The 18,333-nt window shown below is 71.5% G+C and carries 14 protein-coding genes and 1 riboswitch; of the genes, 4 read left to right on the forward strand and 10 right to left on the reverse strand.

The features are described 5' to 3' along the window. Window positions 1-128 precede the first annotated feature (128 nt). The gene (locus tag ACIOEW_RS03175; protein ID WP_401960843.1) at window positions 129-2,195 is read left to right on the forward strand and encodes a DHA2 family efflux MFS transporter permease subunit; all 2,067 of its coding nucleotides are present in this window, start codon (window positions 129-131) and stop codon (window positions 2,193-2,195) included. A gap of 40 nt (window positions 2,196-2,235) precedes the next feature. Here the strand turns inward: ACIOEW_RS03175 and ACIOEW_RS03180 are convergent, their stop codons facing one another. Both ACIOEW_RS03180 and ACIOEW_RS03185 read right to left on the reverse strand, forming a co-directional pair. Next, the gene (locus tag ACIOEW_RS03180) at window positions 2,236-2,712 is read right to left on the reverse strand and encodes a GNAT family N-acetyltransferase (protein WP_401960846.1); all 477 of its coding nucleotides are present in this window, start codon (window positions 2,710-2,712) and stop codon (window positions 2,236-2,238) included. A gap of 144 nt (window positions 2,713-2,856) precedes the next feature. Further along, window positions 2,857-3,954, reverse strand: coding sequence for a DUF2330 domain-containing protein (locus ACIOEW_RS03185; protein ID WP_401961525.1), 1,098 nt, complete (start codon window positions 3,952-3,954; stop codon window positions 2,857-2,859). Window positions 3,955-4,331: 377 nt separating this feature from the next. On the opposite strand from ACIOEW_RS03185, the gene ACIOEW_RS03190 reads away from it, so the two are divergent. Beyond that, window positions 4,332-6,290, forward strand: a complete 1,959-nt coding sequence (locus tag ACIOEW_RS03190) for a bifunctional glycosyltransferase 87/phosphatase PAP2 family protein (protein WP_401961526.1) — start codon at window positions 4,332-4,334, stop codon at window positions 6,288-6,290. Window positions 6,291-6,406: 116 nt separating this feature from the next. On the opposite strand, the gene ACIOEW_RS03195 is transcribed toward ACIOEW_RS03190, so the two are convergent. Together ACIOEW_RS03195 and ACIOEW_RS03200 are read right to left on the reverse strand one after the other, a co-directional pair. Beyond that, window positions 6,407-7,363, reverse strand: coding sequence for an AEC family transporter (locus tag ACIOEW_RS03195; protein WP_401960848.1), 957 nt, complete (start codon window positions 7,361-7,363; stop codon window positions 6,407-6,409). Window positions 7,364-7,484: 121 nt separating this feature from the next. Continuing rightward, a complete protein-coding gene (locus ACIOEW_RS03200; protein WP_362541237.1) occupies window positions 7,485-8,735 on the reverse strand; it encodes a cytochrome P450 in 1,251 nt (416 codons plus the stop codon). A 316-nt stretch (window positions 8,736-9,051) separates the two neighbouring features. On the opposite strand from ACIOEW_RS03200, the gene ACIOEW_RS03205 reads away from it, so the two are divergent. Beyond that, window positions 9,052-10,221 (forward strand): steroid 3-ketoacyl-CoA thiolase, encoded by a 1,170-nt coding sequence (locus ACIOEW_RS03205; protein ID WP_362541240.1) that lies wholly within the window; start codon window positions 9,052-9,054, stop codon window positions 10,219-10,221. Between the two features lie 133 nt (window positions 10,222-10,354). On the opposite strand, the gene ACIOEW_RS03210 is transcribed toward ACIOEW_RS03205, so the two are convergent. From ACIOEW_RS03210 to ACIOEW_RS03235, 6 genes are all read right to left on the reverse strand, one after another. Beyond that, window positions 10,355-10,780: a transglycosylase SLT domain-containing protein gene (locus ACIOEW_RS03210; protein ID WP_401960851.1), complete on the reverse strand. Its 426-nt coding sequence runs from the start codon at window positions 10,778-10,780 to the stop codon at window positions 10,355-10,357. 304 nt (window positions 10,781-11,084) lie between these two features. Continuing rightward, window positions 11,085-11,912, reverse strand: coding sequence for an ECF transporter S component (locus ACIOEW_RS03215; protein ID WP_401960853.1), 828 nt, complete (start codon window positions 11,910-11,912; stop codon window positions 11,085-11,087). Further along, window positions 11,909-13,624 (reverse strand): ABC transporter ATP-binding protein, encoded by a 1,716-nt coding sequence (locus ACIOEW_RS03220; protein WP_401960856.1) that lies wholly within the window; start codon window positions 13,622-13,624, stop codon window positions 11,909-11,911. The genes ACIOEW_RS03215 and ACIOEW_RS03220 overlap by 4 nt, the downstream gene beginning before the upstream one ends. After that, complete coding sequence (locus ACIOEW_RS03225) at window positions 13,621-14,820, reverse strand: energy-coupling factor transporter transmembrane component T (RefSeq protein WP_401960858.1); 1,200 nt, start codon at window positions 14,818-14,820, stop codon at window positions 13,621-13,623. The genes ACIOEW_RS03220 and ACIOEW_RS03225 overlap by 4 nt, the downstream gene beginning before the upstream one ends. Next, window positions 14,817-15,467 carry an SCO2322 family protein gene (locus ACIOEW_RS03230; RefSeq protein ID WP_401961527.1) on the reverse strand — a complete coding sequence of 217 codons (651 nt, stop codon included), beginning with the start codon at window positions 15,465-15,467 and terminating at the stop codon, window positions 14,817-14,819. Before ACIOEW_RS03230 ends, ACIOEW_RS03225 begins: the two co-directional genes overlap by 4 nt. Window positions 15,468-15,673: 206 nt before the next feature. Continuing rightward, window positions 15,674-16,933: a prenyltransferase/squalene oxidase repeat-containing protein gene (locus ACIOEW_RS03235; RefSeq protein WP_362541255.1), complete on the reverse strand. Its 1,260-nt coding sequence runs from the start codon at window positions 16,931-16,933 to the stop codon at window positions 15,674-15,676. Between the two features lie 128 nt (window positions 16,934-17,061). Further along, a riboswitch (cobalamin riboswitch) is annotated at window positions 17,062-17,133 on the reverse strand. A 266-nt stretch (window positions 17,134-17,399) separates the two neighbouring features. On the opposite strand from ACIOEW_RS03235, the gene ACIOEW_RS03240 reads away from it, so the two are divergent. Next, window positions 17,400-18,161, forward strand: a complete 762-nt coding sequence (locus ACIOEW_RS03240; RefSeq protein WP_401960861.1) for a hypothetical protein — start codon at window positions 17,400-17,402, stop codon at window positions 18,159-18,161. Window positions 18,162-18,333 lie beyond the last annotated feature (172 nt).

Genomic DNA, 18,333 nt, shown 5'->3' on the forward strand with positions numbered 1-18,333 from the left:
CCCCTCCCCTTGAACTGCCTGCGATTATGCAGCCCGCCGCCAGGAAGCCCAATCATGACGTTCTTCGGCAGGCCATAACGGTGCGGAACGGACAGGATGGGGGTGTACCGGATCCGAGGAGATGTTCTATGGCCCAGCAGCTGAGCCCGCCGGCCCCGGCCCCCGGTGCCGACCGGTCCACGAGGTCGGTCCTGGTGGCGATCGGCGCACTGCTTCTCGGCATGCTCCTCGCGGCACTCGACCAGACCATCGTCTCCACCGCACTGCCGACCATCGTCAGCGATCTCGGCGGTATGGAGCACCTGTCCTGGGTGGTCACGGCCTATCTGCTGGCGTCGACCGCCGCGACTCCGCTCTGGGGCAAGCTCGGCGACCAGTACGGGCGCAAAAGGCTCTTCCAGACCGCCATCGTCATCTTCCTGATCGGCTCGGCGCTCTGCGGCATCGCCCAGAACATGCCGCAGCTGATCGGCTTCCGCGCCCTCCAGGGGCTGGGCGGCGGCGGTCTGATGGTGCTGTCGATGGCGATCGTGGGCGACATCGTCTCCCCGCGTGAACGCGGCAAGTACCAGGGCCTGTTCGGAGCGGTGTTCGGTGCGACGAGCGTCCTCGGTCCCCTCCTCGGCGGCCTCTTCACCGAGCACCTCAGCTGGCGCTGGGTCTTCTACATCAACCTCCCCATCGGGGTCGTCGCCCTGGCCGTGATCGCCGCCGTGCTGCACATTCCGGTCCGCCGGACGAAGCACACCATCGACTACCTCGGCACCTTCCTCATCGCCTCGGTCGCCACCTGCCTGGTCCTCGTCGCCTCGCTCGGCGGCACCACCTGGGCCTGGGGATCGGGGCAGATCATCGGCCTGGCCGTCCTCAGCGTGCTGCTGCTGATCGCCTTCGTGTACGTGGAGCGGCGCGCCGCCGAGCCCGTCCTGCCGCTGAAACTGTTCCGGATCAGGACCTTCAGCCTCGTCGCGGTGATCAGCTTCGTCGTCGGCTTCGCGATGTTCGGCGCGATGACCTATCTGCCGACGTTCCTCCAGGTGGTGCACGGCATCACGCCGACGATGTCCGGCGTCCACATGCTCCCCATGGTGTTCGGTCTGCTCATCACCTCGACCCTGTCCGGCCAGATCGTCAGCCGTACGGGCCGCTGGAAGGTCTTCCCGGTCGTCGGCACCGGTCTCACCGCGATCGGCCTGCTGCTCCTGCACCGGCTCACGGAGACGAGCCCCACCTGGGAGATGAGCATCTACTTCTTCGTCTTCGGTGCGGGGCTCGGCCTGGTGATGCAGGTTCTCGTCCTGGTCGTGCAGAACGCCGTCTCGTACCAGGACCTCGGCGTCGCCACCTCGGGCGCGACCTTCTTCCGCTCCATCGGAGCCTCGTTCGGCGTCGCGATCTTCGGCACCATCTTCACCAACCGGCTCACCGACAAGCTCGGCTCCGCCCTCGCCGGCCGGCCGCTGCCGCCCGGAGTCAGCGCCAAAGAGCTGGCCGCCGACCCGCGCGCCATCGGCCAGCTGCCGCCCGCGATCCAGCAGCCCGTGCTCAACGCGTACTCGACGTCGATCACCGATGTGTTCCTCTACGCCGCCCCCGTGGTCCTCATCGCCTTCCTCTTCGCCTGGCTGCTCAAGGAGGACAAGCTGCGCGGCTCGGTGACCGCCCCCGACTCCACCGAGACGCTGGCGTCGAACCCGGTGGAGCGGTCCTCGTACGACGAGTGCGCACGTGCCCTCTCGGTCCTCGCCACCAGGGAGGGCCGCCGCGAGGTCTACGAGAAGATCACCGAGCGGGCCGGCTACGACCTGTTGCCGGCCGCCAGCTGGATGCTGCTGCGCATCAAACGGCACGGCACCGTCGAGCCCGCCCGGCTCGCCGATGTCGCCCCCGTACCGCTGCGGGTGATCAGCGACGCCGCCCGCCAGCTGGAGGAGCGCGGTCTGGCCCGCCGGGTGGGGGTGCAGATGGTGCTCACCGAACCGGGCGCCGAGGCCGTGGTGAAGCTCGCGCAGGCCCGTGAGGACTCCCTGGCCGAGCTGCTGGGCGACTGGTGGGGTCCGGGCCGCCCGACCGACCTGGTCGCCCTGGTGTCGGAACTGACGGCGGAGACCACCGGATCGAGCAAGGAGCGCCCGCACAGCCCGGGGCCCAAGCGGGACCACGCGGCCGGGCACCCGCACCAGCGGCCCACCTGAGGGCTGTCCCCGCGGGTGCTTGCCCGCAGGTCGCAGGTCCTTACAGCTCCTTGGCGAACCAGTGCTCCGCGTACTGGCGCCGGTGGAAGGCCGGGACCTCGCGGTAGCCGTGCTTGGCGTACAGTCCGCGCGCCTCGACGAGGTCGTTACGGGTGTCGAGCCGGATCTGCCGCACGCCCATGGCCCGCGCCAGGCTCTCGACGGTCGTGAGCAGCAGCCCGCCGCCGCCCGTGCCGCGCGCCTCGGGGCGTACGTAGACCCGGGTCAGCTCCGCGATCCCCGCGTCCATCACGACCAGCCCGGCGCAGGCCGCCGCACTGCCCCCGAAGCGGCCGACGACGAACTCGCCGGTCGGCGGGACGAGCCGTTCGGCGCCGTCGTCGGTGAGCCCCTCGTCGATCTCCGCCGCGGTCGCGGGCCGCTTCCAGTAGCGGCTGGCCACCTCGTCGTAGTAGTCCCGGCGCAGCAGGGCGGCATCCGGGGAGTCGAAGCGTTCGGGGTTCATGGTCCAGGTCATCGGGTCATTCTGGGGTCCGTATGGCTGTATGGGGAAACGATTTGGTGCCGACGGCGCACCCCGCGGACGTCTCGAGGAGCGCCGTCCCGCAACTCACCCGGCGTACGCATGTCCAGGTCGCCGGGCCCGGCGCAGGGCCCCCTCTCACCTCAGTGGCGGCGGCACGGTGACCGGCGGCGGCGGTGTCACCGGACGTCGCCCCCGTGCCCGCAGCACCAGCACCAGGGCCGCGACCACCACCACCGCTCCACCGAGCAGCGACAACACCCAGGCCGGGATGCCGCCCACGGTCAGCAGCTCGTCCCGGTAGTACGTGGTCCGGTACGGGGTGTCCGCGGCGGCCGCCCGCAGTTCGTGGTCCCCGTCGATCAGCTCCGGCCGCGGGAAAGACTGGTCGATCGCCGTGACGAACACCGGCTTCCCGCCCGTCAGCGCGTCGAGCGCCGGATGCGCACCCTGCTCCTGCCCGGTGCCGACCCGGCCCGCGTACGTCACCTCGGGGCGCTGCCCGCCGATGGCGCCGCGCGGCTCCATGCGGTGCGCGGCGAGCACGTACAGACCCAGGGACTGCGGCGTCGCGGCGAGCCGGGACAGGCGCATCGGGTAGACCGGACGGTCGCTGGCGAACCGCAGCCGCAGCGGGTCGAGCTCGCCGCTCAGCGGGCTGCCGGACTCCTGGGGAGCGAGGCGCACGGCCACGTACTCCCACTTCTGCTCGACGTAGGGGCGCAGCGCCGTCGCGAGCCGGTCCGGCAGATCGAAGCCGTTCTCCTTCAGCCAGCCCTCCAGCGCGGTGGGGTCGGTCGCGGCCAGCCGGGCCACGTCGAACGGCCCGAGCCGTTCCCGGCCCACCACCTCGACGGGTGCCGCGGCCGCGGGAGCGGCGGCGCGGTCCCCGGACCTGCTGTCGGAACCACCGAACGGCCAGTCCTTCGCACGTGGCCAGAAGTAGTGGCGTGTGGCGCTCACCGGGGCGGTGAGGGTTTGGAGCTCGGAGAAGAGCGAGGCGTCACCGAGCTCGACCGTGGCCCGGTGCGGCACGGGCATGATCCAGGCTGCCTCGGGGGCGTTCCCGCGCACGGTGAGCCGCATCACGATCTGCTCGGTGCTGCCGTCCCAGCCGACCACGGACGTCTCCCGGTCGACCGACACCTGACTGTCACGGTGCACGACCATCGCCCCGCAGCCGCACGCGTACGCCGGTGCGACCAGCGACCCCAGCTGCAGCGAGAACACCAGCATGACCAGGGACAGCGCACGGCGCGCCCACCCGCGCGGCCGATGCCGCACCTGTCGATTTCTCCCCGCACACCGCATGTTCCGTGTTCCTCCCCGTGGTCACCGATCAGGGGCTCAGACGTGCGGGCGGCCTCACCGGTTCCGGCCGTTCCGGCCTGTCCGCACCACCCCGCCGGGCATTCTTTCGGACAAAAGCGAGATGACAGTCAGGTGAAGAGGGGGTGATTGTGTCTACCTCATAGGGCAATGCGAAGGTTTCACAGCATGCCGGACAGAGAACCGGCACCAAACGTTGGGAGGGTCGGCGCAACGTGGCGAACGCGGAGCACAGTGTGCGCACAGACGCGGCGACGGGAGCGAGGACCGGGGCTGCCCGTGCCGTGCTCTGGCTGGTTGTGGCCGCATTGGCCGTGCGGCAGATGGCGGTGGTGCTGCGGCAGCCGCCCGGCGAACGCCTCACCGATCTGGAGACGTGGATCGGTGAGAACGGTGTGCTTCATGTGACGGGTTCGCTCTACGACACCGACCGGTTCACCGGCACTCCCTTCGCCGGCCTGGTGCTCAAGCCACTGACCCGCACGGCCGAACAGAGCCTCGGCGTCGCCTGGACCTTCGGTTCGCTGCTGCTCGTCGCCGCGCTCGGAGTCATCGCGGCCCGCGCCCTGCCCGCCCCCGTCAGCCGCCGTACGGCCCTGCTCGCCGCCCCCGTCGCCATCAGCCTGCTGATGCTCTCGCTGCCGGTGCGCAACGCCCTCCACCTGGGCCAGACCAGCATCCTGCCGGTCCTCCTGGTCCTCGTCGGCTGCTTCGTGGTCCGTGGTGAACGGACCTCGGGCGTACTGATCGGGGTCGCGGCCGCGCTCCAGCCGACGGTGCTGCTCTTCGCCGTCCTGCTCTGGCTGACCGGCAGACGCCGGGCCGCGCTGACCGGCGGCGCGGCCTTCGCCGTCTGCACGGCGCTGGCCTGGGCCGCGATGCCGCACGACTCGTGGACGTACTGGGTGCACCATGTCGCGGGCGCGGGGCTCGGCGACCAGGCGGACAGCCTCGCCAACCAGTCGCTGCACGGTGCGCTGCTCCGCCTGGGCCTGGAGGGCCCGCTGGAGATCACCCTCTTTGTCGTGCTGGCCGCGGCCGTCTGCTTCCTCGGACTGCGCCGCGCCGCACGGTACGCGCGCGACGGCCAGCTGCTGCTCGCCGTGGCCGTCACCGGCTGCGTCTCCGTCGCCGTGGCGCCCACCGCCTGGCAGCACCAACTGCTGTGGGTGCTGCTCGCCGTCGTCGGCCGGGTCGGCAAGCGGGCCTCCGACCGGCCGGTGTGGCCGGCCGTCGTGATCCTCGTCGTCACACTGCCGGGCAAGATGCTGCTGCCGAACATCGAGGCGATGTTCCCGGTCCGCGACAACGTGCTGCTGATCGCCGCGCTCGCGGCCGCGTGCGTCGCCCCGTTCGTGCCGCGCACCTCGCCGCACTGGCAGCAGCCGATCCCCACCGACCACGCGTCCCCGGTCGCCGCCCGCTGGAGCAGGGTGCCGCTGCTGCCGTTCTGGCGGCGGGTGCTCAGCCGGCCGAACCTGCTGCTGGAACTCCTGCTGATCAGGGTCGTCTACTCCGCGTACCAACAGGTCAGGCTGGCCGCGACGGCAGGCCGTGCCACCGCGGAGCACCACGGCCGGCAGATCCACTCGATCGAACAGTGGCTGCACATCGACATCGAGCACTGGGTCAACCACTCGGTCGTCAAGGTCGGCTGGCTTCGGGACTTCTTCGACTACTACTACTCGACGTTCCACTTCATCGTGCCGCTGACCATCCTGGGCGTGCTGTACGTACGCCGCCCCGCGGACTACCGCTGGGTCCGCAGTTCCATCGGCTTCGCCACGCTGCTCGCCCTGGTCGGATTCTGGCTCTACCCGCTGGCCCCGCCGCGGCTGATGCCCGGGCTCGGCTTCATCGACACGGTCCACGGTGTCCAGGACTTCGCGAAGCCCGACTACGGCACGCTGACCGGGGTGACCAACCAGTACGCGGCGATGCCCTCGCTGCACTTCGGCTGGTCCCTGTGGTGCGGTGTGGTGATCGTGATGCTCGCCCCGAAGGTCTGGATGAAGGCGCTGGGGGTGCTGCACCCGCTGTTCACGCTCTCGACGATCGTCGCGACGGGCAACCACTGGGTGCTCGACGCGGTGGGCGGGGCGACGGTGGTGGCCCTCGGCTTCGGTCTCACGTACGTGCTTTCGGGCCCGCGCAGGCTGCGGAGGCCGGGAGAGAAGCCGCAGAGCGCCACGGAGGCCACGACGCTGTCGAAACCGGTCGGGCGGGTCACCGAGAGCGCCTGACGGCGGGCGATGGCCGAAGGGGTGCCGGACGGCAGAAGCGTCCGGCACCCCCTCGGTATGTGGATCGTCGCGTCCCCAGCATCCGCCCGTCCGGCGGACCCCGCCACTCCAACGGATCAGCGGGACGGCCCCAGTGCCCAGGTGGCGAAGGACAGCGTGAGCATCGACACGACCGTGGAGGCCACCACGGAATTGCGGGCGAGGCCGGTGTCCAGGCCGTACTGCCGGGCGTAGATGAAGGCGTTCTGCGCCGTCGGCAGAGCGGAGCAGAGCACCACGGCCAGCACCTGATGATCGGGCAGGTGGAGGAGCGGACCGGCGACGGCGAAGGCGACCAGTGGCTGGACCAGGGTCTTGAGCGCGACCGCGACACCGACCTCCGCACGGCCCGCGACCCGGCCGGTCCCGTCGGCCGGGCCGCCGTGCAGGGACAGACCCAGCGTGATCAACGCCGTCGGGACCGCGGCGGCGCCGAGCACGTCGCAGGAGTGGGTGACCGCGGCCGGCAGCCGCAGTCCGGACACGGAGACGGCCACGCCGAGCAGCGAGGCCATGATGACGGGATTGCGGACCGGCATGGTGAGCATGCGCCGCAGCCCGCCGCCGGGGCGCCCGGCCGCCTGTGTGCCCGAGTCCAGCAGGGTCAGGATCACGGGTGATACCAACAGCACCTGGAACAGGATGACCTGCGCGACGAACGAGGCGTCGCCGAGCACCTGAACCGCCACCGGGATGCCCAGGTTGGCGGAGTTGACATAGCCGGACGCCATGCTGCTGATCGCGCCGTCAGCCCTCTTGCGGCCGAAGAACCGCCGGCCCACCACGTATCCGAGCCCGGACACCAGCGCCGTGCCCGCCGCGAACGCCACCATCGACACATGGGCGAAGGAGGCGGGCCGGGACCCGGACACCATGGTGAACAGCGCGGCGGGCATGGCCACATGGAAGACGAACCGGCCGAGGACGGACTCCGCCTGCTCTCCGAGAAGTCCGCCGCGTCCGGCCGCGTAACCGATGGCGGTCAGGATCCAGATGGGGGCGAAGCCGGAGAGCAGGGCATGCATGGTCGCCATGATCCCCGTGCACCTGTCCGCCATGCGGACGGGGGTGCGGAGAGACAGGACGGGGGCCTTCACGCCCTGGACGGGCCGTAGTTGATCCGGCCCGTCCAGGGGGCGTGGGTGACGTCCGTGCTCAGGCGTCCGTGGTGCTCACCTGCAGCTGCTTGATGCCGTTGAGCCAGGCCGACCGCAGCCGCCGGGGGTCGCTGACCAGCCGCAGGTCCGGAAGCACGTCCGCGATCGCGTTGAAGATCAGGTTGATCTCCATCACGGCCAGGGACTTGCCCAGGCAGAAGTGCGGACCGCCGCCGCCGAAGCCGAGGTGCGGGTTCGGGTCGCGGGAGATGTCGAACTGCTCCGGGTTCTCGAACACCTCGGGGTCGTTGTTGGCCGAGGAGTAGAACAGGCCGACCCGGTCGCCCTTCTTGATCTGCTGTCCGCCCAGTTCGAGGTCCTGGGTGGCGGTCCGCTGGAAGGAGACCACGGGCGTCGCCCAGCGGACGATCTCCTCGGCGGTCGTCTCCGGCCGCTCGCGCTTGTAGAGCTCCCACTGCTCGGGATGGGTCAGGAAGGCGTGCATGCCGTGGCTGATGGCGTTGCGCGTGGTCTCGTTGCCGGCCACGGCGAGCAGGATCACGAAGAAGCCGAACTCGTCGGAGGAGAGGTTGCCCTCGCCCTCCGCGGCGACCAGCTGCGAGACGATGTCCTTGGCCGGGCACTCCTTGCGCGCTGCCGCGAGGTTCATGGAGTAGGAGACGATCTCCATGGCCGCCTCGGCGCCGATCTCCTCGGTGATCGCGTACTCCGGATCGTCGTACGCGGCCATCTTGTTCGACCAGTCGAAGATCCGGGCCCGGTCCTCCTGCGGTACGCCGATGAGCTCGGCGATGGCCTGGAGCGGCAGCTCCACGGCGATGTTGGTGACGAAGTCGAAGGACCCTTCCTCGTCGGCCCCGGCGAGGGCCGTCTCGACGATGGAGCGCGCCCGGTTGCGCAGCGTCTCCTCCAGCGACCGGATGGCGCGGGGGGTGAAGCCGCGCTGGACGATCTGGCGGACCCGGGTGTGTTCGGGCGGGTCCATGTTCAGCATGATCAGCTTCTGGACGTCGATCTGGTCCCGGCTGATCGACTCGTTGAAGCGGATCACCGCGGTGTTGGTGTTCGACGAGAACAGTTCGGGATGGGTCGAGACGTACTTGACGTCCGCGTGCCGGGTGACGACCCAGTAGCCCGAGTCGTCGAAGCCGGAAATGCCGGTGGGCTGGGTGCACCACCAGACCGGTGCCGTCTCCCGCATGAGGGTGAACTCGGGGTGCGGGACACGGGCGTGGAGCAGGTCGGGATCGGTGAAGTCGAACCCTTCGGGCAGATGGGGGCAGGGCATCGGCAGCTCCAGGTCAAGAACTCCAGGTCGGTCCGAGAGCCGCCGGAACATCGTCTGACGACCCATCAGAAGTTGCCCGAAAGGTAGTAACGAGTTCTACAACTGACAAGGGGCATGGCCGGATCTGTTGCGTGAAGCATCGGTGAACCGGGTCGGTTCGTGGCGAGTATCTGCCGTGAAGCCCGGCAAGGTGCGTGCACGACCCTTGCGTACCGGGGGTAAGCCTCATAAGACTGCTTGCAGAACTAGAACGCGTACTAGTTCCTTCCGTGGGCGCCGGGACGCCTCTGCGGAAGTGCGAGGAGAGGACGAGCTCATGGCCGCGGAACCCGTCATCGTCGAAGCCGTACGCACCCCCATCGGCAAGCGCGGAGGCGCGCTCGCCAATCTGCACCCGGCCTACCTGCTGGGTGAGACCTACCGTGAACTTCTCGGCCGGACCGGCATCCACGCCGACTGCGTCGAACAAATCGTCGGCGGCACCGTCACCCACGCCGGTGAACAGTCCATGAACCCCGCGCGCAATGCCTGGCTCACTGTGGGGCTTCCCTACGAGACCGCCGCGACGACCGTGGACTGTCAGTGCGGATCCTCGCAGCAGGCCTCCCACATGGTCGCCAACATGGTCGCGGCCGGGGTGATCGACGTCGGCATCAGCTGCGGGGTCGAGGCGATGTCGCGCGTGCCGCTGGGCAGCGGCTCCAAGCACGGGCCGGGCAAGCCGTGGCCCGACGAGTGGAACGTCGACCTGCCCAACCAGTTCGAGGCCGCCGAACGCATCGCCCGTAAGCGCGGCCTCACCCGGGAGAACGTCGACTCGCTCGGCCTCATCTCGCAGGAGCGGGCGGCCGTCGCCTGGGCCGAGGAGCGCTTCAAACGCGAGACGTACGCGGTCCAGGTGCCCACCACCGAGGCGGAGCAGGCCGCGGGGCAGGGCATGTGGCGGCTCGTCGACCGTGACGAGGGGCTGCGCGACACCACGATGGAGGGGCTCGCGCGGCTCAAGCCCGTGATGCCCACCGCCATCCACACCGCGGGCAACTCCTCGCAGATATCCGACGGCGCCTGCGCGATCATGTGGGCGTCCAAGCGGATGGCGCGGGCCCTCAAGCTCAAGCCGCGGGCCCGGATCGTCGCCCAGGCGCTGGTCGGTTCCGATCCGCACTTCCACCTCGACGGCCCCGTCGACGCGACCCGTGCGGTGCTCGGCAAGGCCGGGATGTCACTCAAGGACATCGACATCGTGGAGATCAACGAGGCGTTCGCGTCCGTGGTGCTGAGCTGGGCGCAGGTCTTCGACCAGGACCTGTCGAAGGTGAACGTCAACGGCGGCGCGATCGCGCTCGGCCACCCGGTCGGCGCCACCGGCGCCCGGCTGATCACCACGGCCCTGCACGAACTGGAGCGCAGGGACAAGGAGTTCGCGCTGATCACCATGTGTGCGGGCGGCGCGCTGGCGACCGGGACGATCATCCAGCGGCTGTAGGCCGGGATGCGTGGCCGGGCCCGCGCCCTCGGTGGTGCGGAGGTCGTTCGCGGGCATGACGAAGAGCCCCTGCACGCCGCGCGATGCGGTGTGCGGGGGCTCTTCGCCGCTACTGGCTGCGGTCCGGGTGGACTCAGTACCAGTTGTTGGCCTGCCAGAACGACCAGGCGCCACACGGGCTGCCGTAGCGGGAGTCCATGTAGTCCATGCCCCACTTGATCTGGGTGGTGGGGTTGGTCTGCCAGTCGGAGCCGGCGGACGCCATCTTCGAACCGGGCAGCGCCTGGACCAGGCCGTAGGCGCCGGAGGAGGCGTTGGTCGCGCTCGGGTTCCAGCCGCTCTCGTGGCTGACGATGTTGCTGAAGCACTGGAACTGCGCGTCGTCACCGATCATCTGCTTCGCCGTGTCCTGAGCACTCGCGGCAGCGGACGTCGGCGCGGCGGAGGTGGCCGCCATGGCCGGGGAGACGCCCAGGGCCACACCGGAGGCACCCAGCAGCACTGCTGCACCGGCGACGGCGGACTTGCGACGGGCGAGGATGTTACGGGCGAACGACACAGGGAACCTAACGTCGGGTACGGGGGAGTCGCGTGCTCCGGCCCGAATCCTGCGTGGACCGTTGCGCGTTGACCGCTGTCCGTTCCGGTGGACGCTGCGGTGCTCGGCGACGTCTCAAGTGTTAGCCGCGCCGTTCAACCACCGCAACGACCCCCGGTACGACCCCGCCTCGCACCCAGGGCCGAAGGTCCCGAACCACCCCAAAACGCTTCATAGCAGGTCGGAGGGTGTGCAACGGGGTCCCGTGACCGTCCCTCCCGACTCCTAATCCGCTTCGTACAGGACCAAGGTCCTGTGGGTGCCCTCACTCCTCCGGGACCCCGAATGTGACCTGGGCCTCGAAGGCGGCACGGCGAGTGGCCCGGCGCAGCGCCTTCAGCAGCGCGGTTCCGACGGTCAGTGTCAGTACGACGGTGAGCACGGCGCGGCCCAGGTCCCAGCCGAGCGACGTGGCCGTGCAGTAGGCCAGGAAGCGCACCAGGTTGTCGCCCAGCGCGTCCCCGGGCCGGAAGGAGATGCCCGAGCCGAGCCCCGGCACGATCGTCCACCCGTACAGATTCATGACCGTTCCGTACGCGAACGAGGCGACCGCCCCGTACGCGGCGAGCATCAGCAGCTCGGCGGGCCCGCGCAGCCGGTCAGGGCCCGGCAGCAGCCCGGCGCCCATCGCGAACCAGCCCATCGACAGCATCTGGAACGGCATCCACGGGCCCACCCCGCCGGTGAGCAGCGCGGACGCGAACATCGTCACCGAGCCGAGCACGAAGCCGAAGCCCGGCCCGAGCACCCTGCCGCTCAGCACCATCAGAAAGAACATCGGCTCCAGACCGGCCGTCCCCGCCCCCAGCGGCCGCAGCGCCGCCCCGACGGCTGCCAGCACCCCCAGCATCGCGACCGCCTTGGCGTCGAGTCCGGCGTCCGCGATCATCGCGACCACCACCCCGACCAGCAGCGGCAGCAGTGCGGCGAACAGCCACGGCGCGTCCTTGGAGTGCGCGAGCCCGGAGTCCGGCCCGGCCAGCAGCGGCCAGCCGAAGGCGGCCACCCCGATCGCGCTGATCAGGATCAGCGCGGCGACGGCCCGCGGCCCGAGCCGCACCGGCCGCGCACCCCGCCCTGTCGTGCCGGTCATCCGGCACCCCCCAGCGCCTGGCGGACCTGCGACACGGTGAGCCATTCCTGCGGGGCGAGGATCTTGGCGACCTGCGGGGCGAACGCGGGCGAGGACACCACCACCTCCGGTGTCGGCCCGTCCGCGACGACCTCCCCGTCGGCGAGGATCACCACCCGGTGGGCCAGCTCGGCGGCCAGCTCCACGTCATGCGTGGCCAGCACGATCGCATGGCCCTCGGCCGCCAGCGTGCGCAGCACCCCGACGAGGCGCGCCTTCGCCGCGTAGTCCAGACCGCGGGTCGGCTCGTCCAGCAGCAGCAGCGGGGGCCGGGCGGTGAGTACGAGCGCGAGCGCCAGGGCGAGGCGCTGCCCTTCGGACAGATCACGGGGATGCGTGGCATCCGCGACACCGGGCAGCAGCTCGGAGACCAGGGCCCGGCAGCTGCCCGGCGCGGCGCCCGCATCGGCGTCGGCCGCCGTGCACTCGGCGGCGACGGTGTCCGCGTACAGCAGATCGCGCGGCTCCTGCGGTACGAGACCGACGCGGCGCACCATCTCGCGCGGCGGGGTGCGGTGCGGGGTGCGGCCGCCGACGAGCACGGTGCCGGACGTCGGCTCGACCATGCCGACGAGGGCGGAGAGCAGGGTGGACTTGCCCGCGCCGTTGCGCCCCATCAGGGCGACGGTCTCGCCGGGGGCGACGGTGAGCGTCACCCGGCGCAGCGCCTCGACGCGCCCGCGCCGCACCGCGAGGCGCTCGACGCGGGTGGTGGCGTCGGTGACGGGCTCGGGGGGCTCCTGCGCCGTACGGCCGAGCAGCCTGGCCAGGGCGGACCGGCGCGGCGTGGGGTGGTGAGGGGACGCAGGCGGGGGAGGTTTCAGGGTTTCGCCACCGCCGACAGGCCCGGGCGTCACGCCCGCCAGCCGCTCCCGCATCCCCGAAGCCCGCCGCCGGGCATCACGGACCGACAGCGGCAGCGGCTCCCAGCCCGCCAGCCGCCCCAGTGCCACCACCGGCGGATGCACCGGCGAGAGGGCCATCACATCGGCGGGCGTGCCCGACACCGGGGCGGCGCCCGGCGACGGAAGCAGGACGACCTGGTCCGCGTACTGCACCACGCGCTCCAGCCGGTGCTCCGCCATCAGGACTGTCGTCCCCAGGTCGTGGACGAGCCGCTGCAGCACCGCGAGGACCTCCTCGGCGGCCGCGGGGTCCAGCGCGGACGTCGGCTCGTCCAGCACCAGGACGCGAGGGTGCGGGGTGAGGACGGACCCGATCGCGACCCGCTGCTGCTGGCCCCCGGACAGGGTGGCGATCGGCCGGTCGCGCAGCCCGGCGAGCCCCAGCAGATCGAGGGTCTCCTCGACCCGCCGCCGCATCACGTCGGGGGCGAGGCCCAGCGACTCCATGCCGTACGCCAGCTCGTCCTCGACCGTGTCCGTCACGAAGTGGGAGAGCGGGTCCTGGCCCACGGTGCCGACCAGATCGGCGAGCTCACGGGGCTTGTGGGTGCGGGTGTCACGCCCGCCGACGGTGACGCGGCCGGTCAGCCGGCCGCCGGTGAAGTGCGGCACGAGCCCGGACACCGCACCCAGCAAAGTCGACTTACCGACCCCGGACGGCCCGACGAGGAGCACCAGCTCACCCTCGGGAACGGTCAGGTCGACCCCCGACAGCGTGGGGTGCCCGGCCCCCTCGTACTGCACCGAAACATCGTCGAACCGGATCACACCTGCTCCTCGAAGCCAGTGGGGGAGGGTGGGACGGGCGAGCCTGTGGGGGAGGGCGGGACGGGCGCGACGATTGCCGGCAGCAGGCCGATCAGCACCGCGGCGGCCGGCCACAGCGGCAGCACGGGCGCGGTCAGTGGTACGACACCGGGATGCAGCGCCGCCGGATCCGCACTGCCCGCCCAGATCATCGCCACCGCGACCGTCGCACCGGACCCCGCGACCAGCCAGGCCCGCACCCCCCACCGGTCGGGCCGGTAGCGGGTCCGTACCGAACGCGCTCCGCCGAGCCGCAGCCCGGCCATCGCGGCGACGAGCCCGGCGATCAGCAGTGGCAGCCCGTACACCGCACCCTGCGCGGCGAGCAGCCCGTACGTACCGGCGCAGACGCCCAGCAGCCCGCCGAGCGTGAGGACGTTCGTGGTGTGCCGGACGGCGGCCGGCACCTGGGCGGTACGCCCGTACCCCCGCGCGTCCATCGAAGCGGCCACCGCGACCGACCGCTCCAGCGCGCCCTCCAGCACCGGCAGCCCGATCTGGAGCACGGCCCGCACCCCGCCGGTCGGCCTGCCGCGCAGACGTCGGGCGGTGCGCAGCCGCATCACGTCGGCGACCATGTTCGGCGCGAACGTCATCGCGACGACGACCGCCACCCCGGCCTCGTACAGCGCACCGGGCAGCGACTTCAGCAGCCGGGCCGGGTTGGCGAGGGAGTTCGCCGCCCCGACACAGATGAGCAGGGCGGCCAGCTTCGCCCCGTCGTACAGCGCGAACAGCAGCTGCTCGGCGGTGACCCGGCCCCCGATCCTCACCCCCTTCGCCCAGTCCGGCAGCGGCACCTCGGGCAGCGTGAACACGACATGCGTACCGGGGATGGGGGAGCCGAGGAAGGCGGAGAAGAGCAGCCGCACGCCGATGACGAACAGCCCGATCTTGATGAAAGCCCCGTAGGACCGGGCCCACGGCGCATCCGTGCGGCGCGCGGCCACCACGTACCCCGCCACGCCGACCAACAGGCCGAGCAGCAGCGGATTCGTCGTCCGGGAAGCGGCGGTGGCGAGCCCGAGCGCCCACAGCCACCAGGCCCCGGCGGGCAGTGCGTTGCTCCGGGTGGCGGCGGGGGCGCGCCAGGCACGGATCCGGTCCACCGGGGCGTCCGCGGTATCCGCGGGCGCACCGCCCGTCGAGCCGGTCATCCGCGGCGGCGGCGGGCCTGCGCGACTGCGGCGATGCCGAGGAGCAGGACGGCGGCGACCCCGACGAGGACTCCGGCGGACGGCCCGCTGCCGTCCGAACCGTCCCCGCCGGTGGCGACACCCGCCGACGTGGGCGCGGAGGCGTCGGCCGTGGCCTTCCGGCTGCTTTCGCCGTTCCCGGACACCTGCTCACCGCAGCCGGAGGCCGGATAACCGGAGATCGCGCAGAGCAGCGCGTCACTGCCGTAGCGCAGCGGTTTGGCCACCGAGGCGAGGGCGTCCGCGCTGCTCGCGTCCTCGGGGACCTGCGCGCACGCGGTACGCGGCGCGGGCGGCGTCTCCCCGTCCGGAGCGTCGGCGGCCGTACCGGGATCGATCACGAGCGCGACCCGCTTGGTACCGCCCGCGGCGGGTGTGTCCGCGCAGATCTTCGCGAAATCGGGGGAGCGGCGCGGCTTGGCCGCGTCCTGCGAGTCCGCGCTCACGGCGAACCGGAAGCCCTGCACCGAACCGTCGTCCGGGCGGACCAGCGAGGGCCCCTGGGTGGCATAGGCCCACCCGCTGCCGGAGCCCTCCCAGAACGACCAGTAGCGGTAGCCCGCAGCCTGGGCCGTGCCCGTGCCGAGCACGGCCAGGACGGCGCCCATGGCCACCAGCAGTGCGACGGCCCGTCCGGATCCGGCGCGCCTCAGGGGATGCCGGGTGGCCTCGGACCGGGCGGCCACGCCCTGGCACGCACGCTTCCCGCGTTGTCGTCGGTCGACGACGCTCCGCGTCGCCTCCCTCCTCCGCCGTGGAATCGCACGCACCGGACCGCGTCCGCTTCTCCGGTCCGAGGCCACCCGACAGCCGCTCACAGCTGCTGGTTCTTGCGGCGGCCGCTGATCAGGAAGCCGGCGCCGGCGCCGACGGCGAGCCCGATCCCGACGAACCACCAGACACCGCCGATCCCGTCACCGTCGCCGCTGTCCTTCTTCTCCTCCTCGGTGGCGCTCGCGGTCGGCTTCCGGGTGGCGGTGGGTGCGGGCCCGGTCGCGTTCAGCTGGGCGACGAGGTCGGCGCCGCCGAAGTCGTGGAGGTCCGCGCCGGTGGAGTGGGCGGCCATGACCAGCTGCGCGTAGGCGGCGGGGCCGTTCTCCTTCGCCCAGTCCGCGGAGTTCTCCGCCAGCCACTTCACGGACGCGGCGGCCTTGTCCTTGTGACCGGCGGCGGACAGGGCGACGACCGCGTCGGCGGTGTTGCCGAAGTCGGGCTGCGGGGTGCTGTCCTCGGCGCCTGGCATCGGCGGCGAGTCGAGGTGGCCGGTCTTCGCGAGGGCCCCGCCGAGGTAGTAGGCGCCGTTCTGGGCCGCCTGCTCGGGCTTGAGCGCCGCACCCTTGGTGCAGGTGGGGTCCTTGACCGCGGCGTTGTTCCCGATGACGAATCCCTTGCCGAGGGAGCCGAGCACGGCGGCCGCGGTGGCGTCGCCGTTGGCGACGAGCTTGCCGGCCTTGTCGGGCTGGTACGCGAACGCGCCGCCGTCCTTGCCGCCGCACGGGATGGCGAAGGTGAGCAGGGCGTCGTACGGGGTCTTGCCGCCGTCCGTCGTCACATCGCCGAGCTTCTGCCCGGCCCGGCCGAGGGTGCCGATGACGATCGAGGTGGAGTTCGCGTCACTGGGGCTGCCGGCGGTGTAACCCCAGCCGCCGTCCTCGTTCTGCACGGACTTCAGCCAGTCGACGCCGGTCGCGACGAGGTCCTCGTGCCCCCGGACCTCGTGCAGCGCCTGCACGGCGACCGCCGTCGCATTCGTGTCGATCATGGTCTTGGCGTCGCAGGGCACGGAGGCGTCGGGCCGGTACGCGGGGAACGCCCCGCTGTCGCACTGCTGGCCGATCAGCCAGTCGACGGCCTTCTCGGCGGGCGTGACGCCCACGGTCCGCTGTGCGATGAAGGCCAGCGACTGCCGCCAGACCCCGTCGTACGTCGGGTCCTTCGTGCCGTACAGCCCCGAGGGCAGTGCCACGGACGGCGAGGGGGAGGGGGACGGCGCGGCGACTGCGGCCGGGGCTGCGGCCGCACAGAGCACGGTGGCGGTGGCGGCGAGCGCAGCTGCGCTGCGGCGTACGGTCATGGCGAGCGGGGCCTCTCCTGGGGGAACCGGGCACAGGCACACACAGGCACCAGGCTCCGGCTCCGTATACCTCGACGGTGCCGGCCGCCGGGGGGTCCCGACGACACGAGCCGGTCACGACACGGACAGGGCATTCCGGCTCCCGCCGGTGAGGCGGTCACGGCTGCGGGTCAGCGCCGGATTCGCACCGGCTTCCCCCTGAACGGGCATGATGACGACCAGCCCACTCTACCGGGCGGGTGCTACGGGGCCCTGCCCGGGCGCCGGGGGCGGGGGCGGCGCCGGGGCAAGGGCTGCTCGTCCGGAACGCCCGGAATAGTCCATGGCCCTTTCGGAGGGTGATCGTTAAACTGCAACCGGCTTGAGAATCAGTCGGGTTGAAGGGGTGGCGGGTATGACGACAGGTGCAGGGGGATTCCCTCCGCCTCCTTCCCGGCCACCCGATACACCGCCACCTCATCCCCCCGTGCCGCCGCGCACGGATCCGCCCCGGTGGGCATGGTGGGTCGGAGGGATCGCCATCCCGCTGATCGGCATCGTCGCGACGGTGATCTTCAGCAACGGCTCCGACCGCGATCCCGTCTCGGCGCCTGCCCCGGCCCCCGCCCCCAGCAGCCCGCAGTCGGAACCCTCCGCCCGGTCGAGCCCGGACCACGCCTCGGCGGAGACCGGGTCTCCCACCGCGACCCCGGACGCCTCGGCATCCCCGAGCGCTCCGTCCTCCTCCGATGCCGACCTCACGGCGCCGGCCGGGTACGCACAGGTGACCAGGACCATGTGGGGGCTGGCGCCCGCTCCCTGTAACCAGCACGAACAGCAACTCGTCGATCTCGACGACGGCATGAGCCGGGTGGAAACGTCGGGCATGGGCGAGGACAACGGCGCGAGCAAGGATCCCCGCGGGGCCGAACTCCTCTACTGGCCCGGCAGCTGTAACGACCAGAACAACTATGTGCTGCGCGCGCTGCCCAACACCCGTGTGGGCCTGCTGCAGGCCGACGTGCCGAAGTCCTTCGAGTCCTGCAAGGCGGCGTCGAGGACCGGCTTCGGAGCCCTCGGGCTTCTCGACAGCTATGAGCGCGGCAAACGGGGCTTCGTCGAAGGCGCGGCGCTGTGCTCCGTCACGGACCAGGGTGCTGTCTCGATGGCATTGATCGAGCACATCGACGACGGATCGGACGAGGCGTCGGTCAGTGGCACGCTCTACGTGTGGCCGAAGTCGTCCTGATCCGCCCGGCCCACCGGAACCGCACCCGCCGCACTCCGTCCAGGGCGCCCAGCGGCTCACGGGCCGACCGGAGTTGACGGCCGAGGGTCGCCCGGTTGCGTGCGCGCGCGGTGATCGTCACAGCTCAGGATCGTTCCCTGCCCCGCCCGTCGGAGGGCGCCCGCCCCCGACG

Source organism: Streptomyces sp. NPDC087901 (assembly GCF_044742205.1).
Lineage (GTDB): Bacteria > Actinomycetota > Actinomycetes > Streptomycetales > Streptomycetaceae > Streptomyces.